Origin of the sequence: Corallincola platygyrae (assembly GCF_039544265.1) — a bacterium.
GTDB lineage: Bacteria > Pseudomonadota > Gammaproteobacteria > Enterobacterales > Neiellaceae > Corallincola > Corallincola platygyrae.
In genome coordinates this window covers 41455-54916 of sequence record NZ_BAABLI010000015.1, presented here as the reverse complement: position 1 = coordinate 54916, position 13462 = coordinate 41455, and the positions used below count along the sequence as shown (strand labels likewise).

10 protein-coding genes are annotated in these 13462 nt (G+C 49.9%); 2 read left to right on the top strand and 8 right to left on the bottom strand.

Going from position 1 to position 13462, the window contains the following annotated elements; all coding sequences use genetic code 11:
* Positions 1 to 6: 6 nt before the first annotated feature.
* The 4 genes from ABEA14_RS13035 to ABEA14_RS13020 all read right to left on the bottom strand — a co-directional run bounded on the left by ABEA14_RS13035 (position 7) and on the right by ABEA14_RS13020 (position 3736).
* Entirely contained in the window at positions 7 to 1473 is a 1467-nt protein-coding gene (locus ABEA14_RS13035) for a sensor histidine kinase (RefSeq protein WP_345340458.1), read from the bottom strand.
* Positions 1473 to 2189: a winged helix-turn-helix domain-containing protein gene (locus tag ABEA14_RS13030; protein WP_345340457.1), complete on the bottom strand. Its 717-nt coding sequence runs from the start codon at positions 2187 to 2189 to the stop codon at positions 1473 to 1475. The genes ABEA14_RS13035 and ABEA14_RS13030 overlap by 1 nt, the downstream gene beginning before the upstream one ends.
* A gap of 133 nt (positions 2190 to 2322) precedes the next feature.
* A complete protein-coding gene (locus ABEA14_RS13025; protein WP_345340456.1) occupies positions 2323 to 3027 on the bottom strand; it encodes a spondin domain-containing protein in 705 nt (234 codons plus the stop codon).
* 13 nt (positions 3028 to 3040) lie between these two features.
* A complete protein-coding gene (locus ABEA14_RS13020; RefSeq protein WP_345340455.1) occupies positions 3041 to 3736 on the bottom strand; it encodes a spondin domain-containing protein in 696 nt (231 codons plus the stop codon).
* A gap of 167 nt (positions 3737 to 3903) precedes the next feature.
* On the opposite strand from ABEA14_RS13020, the gene ABEA14_RS13015 reads away from it, so the two are divergent.
* Positions 3904 to 5799: a diguanylate cyclase gene (locus ABEA14_RS13015; RefSeq protein ID WP_345340454.1), complete on the top strand. Its 1896-nt coding sequence runs from the start codon at positions 3904 to 3906 to the stop codon at positions 5797 to 5799.
* 463 nt (positions 5800 to 6262) lie between these two features.
* Positions 6263 to 8890, top strand: a complete 2628-nt coding sequence (locus ABEA14_RS13010; protein ID WP_345340453.1) for a TonB-dependent receptor plug domain-containing protein — start codon at positions 6263 to 6265, stop codon at positions 8888 to 8890.
* Between the two features lie 137 nt (positions 8891 to 9027).
* Here ABEA14_RS13010 and ABEA14_RS13005 read toward each other — a convergent pair whose 3' ends face one another.
* The 4 genes from ABEA14_RS13005 to prlC form a co-directional block, all read right to left on the bottom strand.
* Positions 9028 to 9606, bottom strand: coding sequence for a hypothetical protein (locus tag ABEA14_RS13005; RefSeq protein WP_345340452.1), 579 nt, complete (start codon positions 9604 to 9606; stop codon positions 9028 to 9030).
* A gap of 234 nt (positions 9607 to 9840) precedes the next feature.
* Positions 9841 to 10506 carry a YajG family lipoprotein gene (locus ABEA14_RS13000; RefSeq protein WP_345340451.1) on the bottom strand — a complete coding sequence of 222 codons (666 nt, stop codon included), beginning with the start codon at positions 10504 to 10506 and terminating at the stop codon, positions 9841 to 9843.
* Positions 10507 to 10759: 253 nt separating this feature from the next.
* A complete protein-coding gene (locus ABEA14_RS12995) occupies positions 10760 to 11284 on the bottom strand; it encodes a phosphatase domain-containing protein (RefSeq protein ID WP_345340450.1) in 525 nt (174 codons plus the stop codon).
* A gap of 70 nt (positions 11285 to 11354) precedes the next feature.
* The gene (prlC, locus tag ABEA14_RS12990; protein WP_345340449.1) at positions 11355 to 13400 is read right to left on the bottom strand and encodes an oligopeptidase A; all 2046 of its coding nucleotides are present in this window, start codon (positions 13398 to 13400) and stop codon (positions 11355 to 11357) included.
* Between the last annotated feature and the right edge of the window lie 62 nt (positions 13401 to 13462).

Sequence of the window (13462 nt, the reverse complement as noted above, 5' to 3'; positions counted from 1 at the left end):
GTCTGACTAACTGGCCTTTGGTAAGTTAAAACCAAAGGTCGAGCCCTGCTCAGGGCGACTTTCCACCGCAATCTGACTGCCATGCAGTGCCACCAATTGCGCCACAATGGCTAACCCGAGGCCGGTGTTTGCTCCCTCACCATTAATGCTGTTACTGGCACGATAATGGGGGTCGAAGATATGCGGTACTTCCGCCTCATCAATACCACAGCCATTGTCTGATACCGCCAAATATATAGCATCATTAGCAGCTTTAACTTTCAGGGTGACCTCACCACCCTTAGGTGTGTGGCGCAGCGCATTGTCGATCAGGTTAACCAGTATCCGTTCCAGCTTGCCGATATCTGCCATCGCCTGAAGTTGGTGAATATCGGTATCGACGGTAAGTCGGACCCCTCTGTCTTCCGCCATCAATTGCAGTCGTTGCACAACATCGTAGGCCAGCTCCGCCACAACCACAGGCTCTGGATTAAAACGGATATCCCCTCCCTCCAAACGTGCCAACTCAAACAGCTGCTCGACCAACAAATTTAGTTGTCGTGCATTTTTAAGCGCCACCTGTACCAGCTGAGGTTGACGTTCATCGGGATGCTGCAATAACCAGGTTTCCAGATAACCCTGCAATGACGCCAGCGGTGTGCGAAAGTCATGGGACACGTGCGAGATAAGTTCCCGCCGCAATTGCTCGGTGGACTTAATCTGCTCGAGCTGATGCTCGATATGATCGGCCATCTTTTCAAAACCGCCATCTAATGCCTTCACTTCTGCAGGGGTCCAACCGCTATGCTTAACCGCTTCTTCATGCTGGCGGGTGAAGCCATGACTGGTGAAAGCTTCGAAGCGCTTTACGATCCGCTTCAATGGCCGGGTCAAAAGCACAAACAGCAATACCAGTAGCACCAGACCAAACAGCAAGCCTGCACCCAATAGACGCCAGCTGTCCTGCAGCACGCGACTGGTTGACAGCATCTCAGTCAGATTGCGCCATTGCTCACCACCAATGATGACATAAAGGTACCCGGTTAACTGGCCGTTACTGTCTTCGATGGGTGCCACAGAGAAGATCCGTTGACCGTCATGACTACGTGGATCATCGCCATACAGAGGGAAATCGGCACCCTCAAAAAAAGCGCGGATCGGCACCAGGCTGATCCGCTGGCGAAGCACCTTTCCAGGTGGCGCCGAGTAGGCTAATAAACTGCCTTGGGTGTCAAGCGCATAAATCTCCCAATCGGGTCCCAGCAACATCATGGTATGGAATGCATCTTTCAGCTTACTGGCGTCAATGGTGCCCTGCTTTAGCTGTTTGTTGTCATAAACAATATGCGCAGCCAGGCCTCGGTGAAGGCGCTGTTCTACCTCTTCACCGTAGGTTTGATAGCTGGAAAAGCTCCAGCAACCGACCGCCACACCTACCGTCAAAAACAGCAGCGTGGCATAAAGCGCAAATTGACCGGACAGAGATCTAAACATCAGTGGCTATCCGCAAGTTGTCCACCGGCAAACTTGTACCCCACACCCCAAACGGTATGGATCCAGCGAGGGCGCGCAGGGTCCAACTCCAGTTTGCTGCGAAGTCGATTAACGGTGGAATTAACGGTATGGGCGTAGCCATCATGGCGATGCCCCCATACCTGATTAAGAAGCTGTTCACGACTGAATACTCGGCCCGGCTGACTGGCCATGTGCCAGAGCAACTCGAATTCAGTGGCGGTTAAGTTAATTAACTGTTTAGCGACATGAACCAGGCGTGTAGTCGGATCGATCTCCAGATCTTCAAGGCAGATCGGTTTAGGACCTTCCTCTGCCTGTTGATGGTGACGGTGATATCGACGCAGCAGCGCTTTTACGCGGGCTTGCAGCTCCAGTACGCTGAATGGCTTGGCCAGATAATCATCGGCACCACTTTCTAAACCAACCACCAGATCCTGCTCGCCAGATTTAGCCGTCAACATCAGGATAGGGATATCTTCGTTGATGCGCCGAAGCTGACGGCAAAGGCTCAGACCGTCAATGCCGCCGGGCAACATGATGTCGAATATGGCCATGTCGTACTCCTGATGCAGACGCCGTGACGCTTGTTTACCATCGCCGTAAGCATCCACCTCGTAATCCATCATTCCCAGGTTTATGCCAATCAGATTGGCGATATCCGCGTGGTCTTCGACCAGTAAAATCCGTGCCTTCATAGCCTGCCCCTTTGGCTGCAATGAAGGAGCAGACCGGTCCAACGCCGATTAAATTTCCGACAATGAAAATTCTCCTTACCGCCCCAGGTTTAGAATGGAGAAAAACAGGGCGATAAGGAGCGTCACTGCACTATCACTCGATACGGGTGATAGTGATTTTCATTGCCGGATTGTCAAAGCGGTGACTGAATGACAGGGCCGAATCGGTCAAACCGTCATCAGCACTGATAACCCCCGCATGCACATAAACACGGTCAACGTCATCTCGCGCCTCGGCATAGCCTTCACCACCAGCGGCTGGGCCAGGAATAGTGGCCGCAGTTTCGGAATTGGCTTCGGTACCCGCGTCATACACGTTGGTTGTGGCTGACCAGGAGTCACCTACAGCCAGTTGATCTATTGACCAACTGTTGAGACCGGTAAAGGCATCATTGGTGTTAACTAACATGGTTGCCAAGGTCAGGTTAAGATCGACGCTGTCTTCAAATTCCAACATCATGGTTTCAGACGCGCCCGGCATAATTACACCTGCACCAGAAGCTGAGGCCCATAGACCTTCGATCGCCAGTAGTTGGCTGTTATCACCGCCTTCGGCCATCACTTCCAATGGCACGATAGCAGGCGAGCCTAGCATCCAGGCTTGAATAGTGCTGTCATGCACCAGAGCAGCAACTGGAGACAATGGCTGGTTTGGCGTTAAATTAACGACCTGAACTTCATAACTGCGCATCAAGGGCTCGATAACGATCTCTTCATCATCATCGTCATCACTACAGCCACTGATCACTGCGATGGCCAAAAGCGGCGTTGCAAGTTTAAATAGGGATTGCTTATTCATGGCTCGCCCTCCCTTACTGTACGGTAACGGTCAGCTTGGCCACAGGATTCAGCCAGCGGTGTGCGCTTGGGTCGAGGTCGGAAACACCACCTGCAGGGTCAAAGTCACCTAAAACACCAGGGTGAATATGCACAGTCGTATTCAATTCAGTGCTGGTAACGCCGCTCGCGCCCGTGCCGCCATCACCGCCTGGTGCAACCGGAATCCCCGGAACACCTGACATGCCGCCGCCGTTGATAATTTCATCATTGGCTTCAGTACCCGCGTCATAACCTTTCAGGTAAACCGTATAGGTGCCGGGCTCAGATGGGATCATCCAGCGATCTAAACCAACAAAACCGTCGTTGGTGGGTAGCAACATGCCAGTGAGAGAAAGGTAAGTCATCTCACCTGTATCCAGCATCATAGGTGTTGTTGATGCGCCCGGTGCCAACAGGCCGCCGGCAGGGTTAGACAACACAGGCATACCATCCAATGCGGCTTCCAACATGGAGATATCACCGCCTTCTGCCATCGCTTGAAGCGCTGCAGATGCTGCTTCACCTGTTTGGTACATGTAAACATCACCGGGGTGTGCCGCGATAATCAGGGGGGTAAAGTGGATACCATGTGTCAGGTTTTGTACGCTGATCTCAAGTTGAGCAGCATTGGCAGAGGCGCCGGCAGCCAACATCACTGCGGCAGGTAGAGCAAACTTTAACTTGTTCATTTGAATCTATCTCCATGTGAATTCTCATGATCAAGTTTGCGAGTAACATCTCCCAGCCAAATTCTAAAATCATCACAAAACTATCACAGAGTATCCGCCTTCTTTGAACAACCTGAAAAAGCCTCCTAAGTTATTAGTAACTACCATTCAACATCGACGAGGCTAGATTGCGTAGTCAGCCGTGCATTGCCATCTTTCTCCTTGTTTTTGCGAGTATTATTTCTGCAAAAAACGCTATTGCGTCGGCACCCGCCTGGGTCGATCTCAGAGAGTCATTGGAGAGTCAGCGCTATACCCCAACCCTTTTAGTCGCGAGGCTCAACTACTGGCTTAGCACGCCACCAGATGATGTTTCTATTGAAGAACTGTCGGAAAGCTGGGTCTGGCTATTGAATACTTATATCCAAATTGGACAACGTGATGAGGCGCTAGTTAAAGCCGAGCAGGCCTTAAAATCGCTGGCCTCCGCCCCTCCACGATTTAGAGTCGAGGTCATTCAGATCAAGGGGGTATTGCTGCAAAGGCAGGGCAACTATGCTGGAGAGCAGCAATGGCTGACACAACAAATCGAAGCACAGCCAGAATCAGCAAATTTGGTGAGAGGCCAACTAACCCTATCCCTGGCTCAATCTTATGCGGTATCTGAACAACGCTCTAAAGCAATCACGACAGTAGATAATGCGCTGGCAATAATAAGAGAAATGCAGCCCGACGAAGAGAATACCGAGGGTTGGCACGAATTTACGTTTAACGCAAAGATTTACGCCGCATCGGTGCTGTTTCTGCAAGGGCGGTTTCAGGAAGCTTACGATACGATGCTGGAGGCTCAAGAGAAGCTTAAGGCCGAAGATCTGATTACGGGTCTGACATTGCGCTCAAATATTGCGTTAGTGCTTATTCGCCTGGACCGCGCAGAAGAAGCTCTGGAAGTATTACAGCAATTAGAAGTGGATGTCCGCAGAGCTAAGTGGGGTTACGGCCTTTTTTTCGTTCAATTTCGTCGCATGATGGCGCTACATCAACTGCAACGCTATCAAGATGCGAACTACAGCGTTGATATTGCGTTACGTGAGATCAGTGAGATTGACGAAGCTCGCTTTCGCTATCCCTTTTTTATGCTCGCCGCGTTAATCAGAGCCCACAATCGCAACTTCTCAGAAGCAAATCGACTTCAGGAGCTGAGTGAGCAGGATTATGACGAATTCAAGGCTCTGTCCCGCGAAGCTAATCAATTGATCGCACTGGGCTATAAAGCTGAGTTGGCAAAAGTAAGGGGTCAAACCCAACAGGCACTTGAGCTCTACGCAAAGTGGGCCAATGACCTCAGAAAATTCAATGCCATCCAGCAACGCGAAAGTATCGCCACCCTCAGTGCCCAGATGGACAATGCAATCAACAAAACCCGAGCAGATTTGCTCACCAAACAGAATATTCTGCAAGAGCGTAGATTGGCGGAGCAACGCCAGCTAAATGAACTGCGCTCCAGACAAATAAAAATGCAGTATGCCCTGCTACTCGTGCTGATAGTCTCTCTCACCCTACTGACCTACTTTCTGTGGCGTTTACAACAGCTAGCACAGAAAGACAGCCTTACAGGTGTGCTAAACCGCCGGCAGATTATTCGCACGGGCAATCATCTGGTGAAAAAACATCGCCGCAGTGATACATCGCTAGCCCTGATGGTTGTCGATGTAGATCATTTCAAATCGATTAATGATAACTTTGGCCATCCAACGGGTGATCACATCCTACGTATGCTGACGAAACGGATCAGGCAGCAGTTACGCCGTGGCGACATGTTCGGCCGCATAGGCGGAGAAGAGTTTCTAATCTTGCTACCAGGCTGCTCAAAAAAGAATGCCAAAGGTGCATCTCAACGACTACTAAACGCGATTTCAGGCCAACCTTTTCAAACGGATAATGGCGAAATTGCTGTCACGGTGAGTATGGGACTGACCCTTTGCCAGCCAGACGATAGTTTTGAATCTCTCTACCAGCGAGGAGACGAATTGCTCTACCAGGCAAAACAGGCTGGCCGAAATCGAGTGGAGATAGACAGTTAAATGTTACAAGTTGGCACTGAAAGCAACATAGGAGGGAAAGGTGTCACCGAGATGTAACTTTTAAATGGGTCGAATTTGAACTAGCGCAATTTTGTCTTGTCTGAAAAAAGCCATTCAAAAAAAGTTCCTGAAACCCACCCAACCAAACGTGACACCGATCACACTTTTACATCTATCCAAAACGCCTGTCACGCAACAATTTTCACAAAAGTAAATGTTCGCTTTTTAGCCATGCTGTTTATGTGGTGAACAGGTTTAGATGCTACTTAACCATATGGCTACAGTTCCATTACATATAATTGACCTCTAATACACACTCTCTAAACTTTTTATCATCAATATCAATCTATTATCACGATTGACGCTCCTTCGAAAATAGCTTTTAACGTCAGCCCAACGGGAAAAACCAATAAAAATCCCGAGTTAAAAAAGCACTGTCCATCGATTTCAAGGAGCACTTCCAATGCTTACAACCAAACTCAATACGATCACCCGATCGATATGCTTGCTGGCAGGTATTCCGCTGCTGGCACAACCCGTACTTGCTAACGACGCCGATAGCGAAGAACAGGTTGAACGTATCGAAATTACCGGCTCACGTATCAAGCGTGCAGATATGGAAAGCGCCAGCCCTGTTCAACTGATTTCTGCGGAAGATATTGCCGCTGGCAGCTATACCTCAGTAGAGCAGGTTCTGCAGCAATCCACAGCCTCTGCAGGTATGGCGACTGGCGCCTCATCCAACAACGGCGGCGTAGGTGCTGCTCGCGTTGACCTGCGAGGTATGGGCACGCAGCGCACCCTGGTACTAGTCAATGGTCGCCGCATGGTGAATTCAGGTACAGGTGCTGATGCATCCGTCGACCTGAACACCATTCCTCTGGCGATGATCGAACGTATTGAAGTGTTGAAAGATGGTGCTTCTGCTGTATACGGCTCCGACGCCATTGCTGGCGTGGTTAACATCATCACTAAAAAAAGCTTTGAAGGCCTGGAACTCTCAGGCACCTATGGTGGCAGTGGTGAAGGCGACGCCAACACTGGCGATATCAGCCTGTTGATGGGCGGCAGCAGCGACCGAGGCAACTTTGTACTTGGTGCAACCTATGTTGACCGCGGCAGTGCAAAGCAAAGTGACCGTGGCTGGTCTTCCTGTGCGCTGGACGGCTCTACCGATCCAAGCTGTGTGCCTGGCAGCTCGACTATCCCTGGTGGTGCAGTCAACCCTGGCGATGGATGGAAGCAGTACGATCCCAATTCAGGCCAGTGGGTCAACCAGACCGATGCCTTTAATTATGTGCCATATAGCTATCTGTACACGCCACAGGAACGTGTCAGCATTTTTGGTAATGGTAACTTCGAGTTGAATGATGACCTCACTGCATTCACCGAGTTTCTTTACACCAAACGTACTTCTGATCAGCAATTGGCCCCCTCACCCGTGACAGGAGTTCAGTTTGGTGACGATGCCATCGGTAACCCGTTTGGCAGTGACGTCAGTTACAAGCGCCGTATGACCGAGGCCGGTCCGCGCCAATACGAGCAGGTTACTGACACCACCAGAGTTGTAGTGGGTGTAGAGGGTTACTGGGATATTGGCAATGGCTACGATTGGGATCTGAGCTACACCTGGGGCCGCAATGACGCCAACAGCAAAGTTCACAACCTGATTAACAACAAAAAGATGATGGAAACCGCCTATTCAGACAGCTGTGGTCAGAATGGTGTACCTTGTCAGGACTGGTTCGTGCCGGAAGGACAGATCAGCCAGGAAACACTCGACTACGTGACTTACACCGACCAATCCAGCGGCGGTAACGAGATGAACGTAGTGAACTTCAACATCTCTGGTGACGCCTTTGAGATCCCTACTGGCACTGTTGGGTTCGCAGCAGGCCTTGAGTACCGTGAGGAGAAGGGCTGGTTCCAGCCAGACTCAGTCACGGTGGCAGGTGAAAGTTCGCAGTCACAACAGGATGCAACCGACGGTTCTTACGATACCACCTCAGCTTATGCTGAATTTGCTATTCCGTTGCTGTCTGACATGCGTTTTGCAGATGATGTGACACTGGAAGCTGCAGTCCGTTGGTTCGACTACAGTACTTTCGGTAGTGACGACACTTGGAAACTGGGTCTGAGCTGGAAAGTAGACGATGAGTGGATGGTGCGTGCCGTGCGTTCAACCGCCTTCCGTGCACCGAGTGTTGATGAGCTCTATGGCGGTAATGTCGGTTCATTCGACTACGTAACAGATCCTTGCTCTGGCTATGGCGACTCAGATCCAACCGGTGCGCTTTATCAGCAGTGTCACTCCGAGATCGGCAATACCGATTACCAGTTCAATGATTTCCAGATCGAATCGACCTGGGTATCTGATGAAGACCTGCAGCCGGAAACAGCTGATACATGGACCTTCGGTGTTGTTTACAGCCCAGAGTATGTTGATGGCTTGTCATTGACCATGGACTACTACAAGATCGAAATTGAAAATGCCATCGTACGTATTGATACACAGCAGTATCTGGATGCGTGCTACGGAGGTATCTCCGAGGCCTGTGATACGTTGAACATTAGTCGTGACAGTCTAACCGGTGAGATCAGTAACGTTGACCGTCCACTGACCAACGTGGGTTATCAGCAGACTTCTGGTATCGACACTAACGTTCAGTACAGCTTCATAGCCTTTGATCTGGACTGGAGCACTAACTTAGATAGCTCTTACCTGATCGAATTTGAAGAAGACGGCAATGACTACACCGGCACCATCAGCGGCATGACAGGGGCCTACGCTCGCTGGCGTAGTAATGCAAATATTCGTGTGGGATCAGATGATTGGGACTTCACCTACAAAATGCGTTACATCCACTCGATGGATGACCTTTATGAAGATTACGAAGTCTCTTCTGTGACATACCACGATGTTTCAGGTCAATATTATGTTAATGACAGCTTGAGCCTGAAGGTCGGTATCGATAATCTATTCGACAAAGAACCACCTTACGTACCAAGCTATTCAGATATGAATACGGTACCTGAGGCTTACGACGTGTTAGGTCGTTACTTCTTTGCGGGTTTCACGTACCGCATGTAAAGAACGTTTTTGGTCCTGTAATGAGAACCCAGGGCTGAAACAAAAGAGCGTTGTCCAAATCCCTTGTATGGGACAGCGTACCCCCCGAAAGCGCTCCTTGTGAGCGCTTTTTTTCTGTCCAGAGCTCTTCAAACAAGCTACACGTAACCATCATACCAAGCCCAATGACGCCCATTGAGGCAGATAGAGCGCGCGGCCACAGCTATCAACAGCAGTACCATGGGCAGCAGCAATACCAGCAGTTTGCCATGCACAGGCATTGGCAGGTAATCCGCTTCAAGTACCAACAACCTGCCAGAGAAGTGGTACTGATGGCGAAATGCCTGCTCTAAATCTACGGGGAGATGCCTGGAGACCAGATATCCGCGCTCGTGCACCTCACCAAACAAATCAGTAATGCTGGGTTCGTCAGTTTGCTTGATCAGGTAAGTTAACTGCGGCTCGTCACCCGCCTGAACCACCACCGGCACATAGTACTCCGTTGGTTGACCTGATGTTATCGAGACTTCGTAGGTGTTGGTCACTTCACGTAAGCCACCACTGACCTCTACATAGTGGTTAGTGGGTGCATCAACAACCAGAGATTGTGCAGCCCTTTTGATTGGCTGTTCGCCATTTTGCTGCCAATAAAGAAAAGCGTCCCATCCTCCCAGCACCAGTGCTATCACACACACCAGTTGCAGGAAGGTAATCGCTTTTAGGACCAACTGTTTCACCTTGCTCTCCTTGCGAGGAATACGCTTGATTGCGTTCGCCTTTTCAATAAGTACGACAGCAATTAAAGCAGTTGGAAACAAAACAAAACTGCTGAATGGTCACATTTTAAACAGTACAAAATTTGGATGTTTCAGAGTTTGAACGATGCCGCGAAATGCAGGGAAATGAGAGAAAGGTCAGTTGAAATGCGAGACTGGGTGGGAGGTGCCACCCAGTCTATTTATGGAAACAGATTACATCTTCAGAAGGGCATCTTTGACTTCAGGATCACTAAAAATCTCTACTAACTGCGCCCTGTATGCCCTCAAAATATTGTTTTGGGGAGACTCATCAGCTTTCTCCTCGATAACATCTCTACCGGCAATTCTTTTCTGGAACAGCTTGCCATCCTCGGTCTCATAGATGTTGACTGTTGCATCAGTATCAAAATTGAAAGCAGAAACCCAATTCAAATTAATACTGAAGTACCACTCATGAATGTTAATCATTAGCAGCTTCTGAGCATCTTTCTCTTGAATAGTTTGGGTAATACTTCCTTCATCCATTGGATCTGCGATAGCAACAACTTCTGTATCCCACCCTTTGCTGTTTAAACCTGTACTAATTCTATGCTCCAAGAACTCAGCCAGGTTTCTTTCCTTATCTCCATCTTCAGTTGCCAATACGGTTCCGACATGCCAATCGAAAGGAATCCCAAATGAACCATGGGCCACCCCAACAAAGTCATCAGGTTTGCCATCAAATACCCTTGTTCTTTGGTCGTTTACCGTTAAGAGAATTTTATTGGGGGGCAAATAATCAGGGGACGGAGTCTGTTCAGCAAGCGGAATAGGGCTTACACACCCGACCAGCATCAATAAAACACTGGATACAAACACCATTTTCAACTTATAAATCATCCTTAACTCCAATTTTAGTAAGTAAATACGGATTAACTTTCCAAACTAAATTGTTCCATCAATGTTTTAACGCTGGGGCTTAGCTAAGCATATAAAAATGAGGACATGTCTGGGTCTTAAAAGGAATAGCAAGAAAGCTTCCTTTCCAACTCATTTTTAATAATGGGAAATAGAAAAAGGTGCAACAATTGCCCGCTTAGCCTGCAAGCAATATCACACCTTTCTAATAAAGCTAGGCAAAAAACTCTGCTGTTTAATCTAAGCCAAGGAATTCCCTTCGACACTCCATGGTCAGTGCTCCGGGTCGAGCGGCTTGTACCAGCTTCTCAACCTCATGTTTATCCATGCCACGTTCAATCATCAGGCGAGCGGCAATAAAACCGGTGCGGCCGGTACCTCCTCGGCAATGAAAAGTGACATTGGCTCCTCCATCCAACAACGCATTCAAACGCTTGCTTACTGCAGGCCAACGTTCATCAAACGCGTCATCCTGCAAACCCACATCGGGTACTGGCAGGTGAAACCACTGCATATCGCACTTAACTACCTTGTCTCCGAGGTCGGCGACATTGTGTTTTTCCAGCTCCTCCGGCTCCACCAGGGTCACGACAGCCTCAGCACCCCAATATAGGAGTTGCTGCAGATCCTGCTCCATCATAGCGCTGTAATCATCACTGCCATCGCGTTTGCCGGGACAGGGGTGCAATCCAATCTTGCCAACGCAGCCATGTACGTCGACCTCCGCTACTGGCAACTTGCCTTGTTCTGCTCGTGTCATTAAAAGCTCCTGAGTCAGGGCGAACTATTCACGCCCCGTCATACTAAATTCTATATGACCTGATGTTAGTTCAAGCCGCTTTGCCAATGCCGCTATGACGCAGCAGTGCATCCACTTCTGGCTCACGGCCACGGAATGCCTTAAACAGGTTCATTGGCGTATCACTGCCGCCTTTGCGTAAAACATTGTCGAGGAAGCTCTGTCCGGTTTCCGGATTGAAGATCCCTTCCTCTTCGAAGCGGCTAAAGGCGTCAGCAGAAAGTACTTCCGCCCATTTGTAGCTGTAATAGCCTGCCGCATAGCCGCCACCAAAGATATGACCGAAGCTATGCTGGAAGCGATTAAAGCCACTGACAGGCACTACGGTTACTTTGTCACGTACCTGATCCAAGGTGTGTTGCACCTGAGCACCCAGTGCAGGGTCAAAATCAAGATGCAGGTGGAAATCGAACAGGGAGAATTCTAACTGACGCACCATCTGCATCGCGCTCTGGAAGTTCTTCGCCGCCAACATCTTATCCAGCATCTCTTGCGGTAATGGCTCACCCGATTCGAAGTGACCTGAGATAAACGCAAGCGCTTCCGGCTCCCAACACCAGTTTTCCAGGAACTGACTGGGTAGTTCAACCGCATCCCAGGGCACGCCATTGATACCCGATACTCCCGGCACATCAACACGGGTCAGCATGTGGTGCAGACCGTGGCCAAACTCGTGGAACAGAGTGATGACTTCATCGTGGGTGAACAGCGCAGGCTGCGCCCCCACAGGGCCACTGAAATTACAGGTCAGGTAAGCCACCGGCGACTGCAGCTCGCCACTGCCTAAGCGCCAGCGCACCTGGCACTCATCCATCCAAGCACCGCCACGCTTACCTTCACGGGCGTAGAGATCAAGATAGAAGCTACCTTGCAAAGAGCCATCGGCATTGAAGATATCGTAGAAACGCACATCTTTGTGCCAGGTATCAACACCGTCACGTTGCTTGATATCCACACCAAATAGACGTTTGGCAACTTCAAACAAGCCGGATACAACACGTTGCTCTGGGAACCATGGGCGCACGGCCTCGGCGTCAATTGCATACTTGTGTTGTTTCAGCTTCTCAGCGTAGTAGGTCAGATCCCAGGGCTCCGCGTAATCGACGCCAAATTCAGCCTTAGCAAAGACTTTCAATTCGGTCAGATCGGCTTCTGCCTGGGGCTTGGATTTCTCCGCCAGGTCGTTTAGAAAACCCAATACCTGCTCAGGCTGTTCCGCCATTTTGGTTGCCAACGAATATTCGCCATAGTTAGCAAACCCAAGTAGACAAGCCTTCTCATGACGCAGAGAAACAATCTCATCCATGATGGCTGAATTGTCCCACTTGCCCGCATTCGGCCCTTGGTCTGACGCTCGCGTTACAAATGCGGTGTAGATCTCTTCCCGCAGTTCGCGATTATCACAATAACTCATCACAGGCAGGTAGCAGGGAAAGTCCAAGGTCAACAGATAACCCTGTTGTTCTTTCATCTCTGCCGCTTGCTTGGCAGCCGCCAATGCGGTTTCTGGAAGCCCCGCCAGCTCGTTAGCATCGGAGATCAACTTGCTCCAGCCCCGAGTGGCATCCAACAGATTGTTGGAAAACTGGCTGCCTAACTCGCTGAGGCGTGTTGATATCTCGGTAAAGCGGCGTTTTTTATCGTCTTCCAATGCGACACCTGCCAACTCGAAGTCCCGCAGCGCTTGATTAATCACCTCTTGCTGCGCCTGGCTCAGGCTGGCGAACTCAGTGCTGTTGGCTACGCGCTGATAAGCATCAAACAAACCTTTGTGCTGGCCAACCCAGCTACCAAACTCACTCAGCAATGGCAAACAGGCATCATAAGCTTCCCGCAATTCCGGCGTGTTAACCACACCATTCATATGTCCCACCGGCGACCAGGCTCTGGATAATTTGTCATTTACCTCATCCAGAGGCGCAATCACGGTTTCCCAGCTTGCCCCTCCCTTTGCAGCCACCTCTTCCACCTTGGCTTTGCAATCGGCGATCAGCTGCTCAACGGCGGGTTGAATGTGTTCAGGTTTAATCTGGCTAAACGGCGGTAAACCGGAAAAAGAGAGTAAAGGGTTGGTCATAAAAGGCACACCGGATTCTGTTTTGGGTTAAACGAGTTATCGGGGTTCTGAGCGCAGTTTTC

What these genes read in the sequence shown, in the direction of transcription:
- ABEA14_RS13035 (WP_345340458.1), bottom strand. Translation starts at nt 1,473, where the DNA reads ATGTTTAGATCTCTGTCCGGTCAATTTGCGCTTTATGCCACGCTGCTG.
- ABEA14_RS13030 (WP_345340457.1), bottom strand. Translation starts at nt 2,189, where the DNA reads ATGAAGGCACGGATTTTACTGGTCGAAGACCACGCGGATATCGCCAAT.
- ABEA14_RS13025 (WP_345340456.1), bottom strand. Translation starts at nt 3,027, where the DNA reads ATGAATAAGCAATCCCTATTTAAACTTGCAACGCCGCTTTTGGCCATC.
- ABEA14_RS13020 (WP_345340455.1), bottom strand. Translation starts at nt 3,736, where the DNA reads ATGAACAAGTTAAAGTTTGCTCTACCTGCCGCAGTGATGTTGGCTGCC.
- ABEA14_RS13010 (WP_345340453.1), top strand. Translation starts at nt 6,263, where the DNA reads ATGCTTACAACCAAACTCAATACGATCACCCGATCGATATGCTTGCTG.
- ABEA14_RS13000 (WP_345340451.1), bottom strand. Translation starts at nt 10,506, where the DNA reads ATGATTTATAAGTTGAAAATGGTGTTTGTATCCAGTGTTTTATTGATG.
- ABEA14_RS12995 (WP_345340450.1), bottom strand. Translation starts at nt 11,284, where the DNA reads ATGACACGAGCAGAACAAGGCAAGTTGCCAGTAGCGGAGGTCGACGTA.
- prlC (WP_345340449.1), bottom strand. Translation starts at nt 13,400, where the DNA reads ATGACCAACCCTTTACTCTCTTTTTCCGGTTTACCGCCGTTTAGCCAG.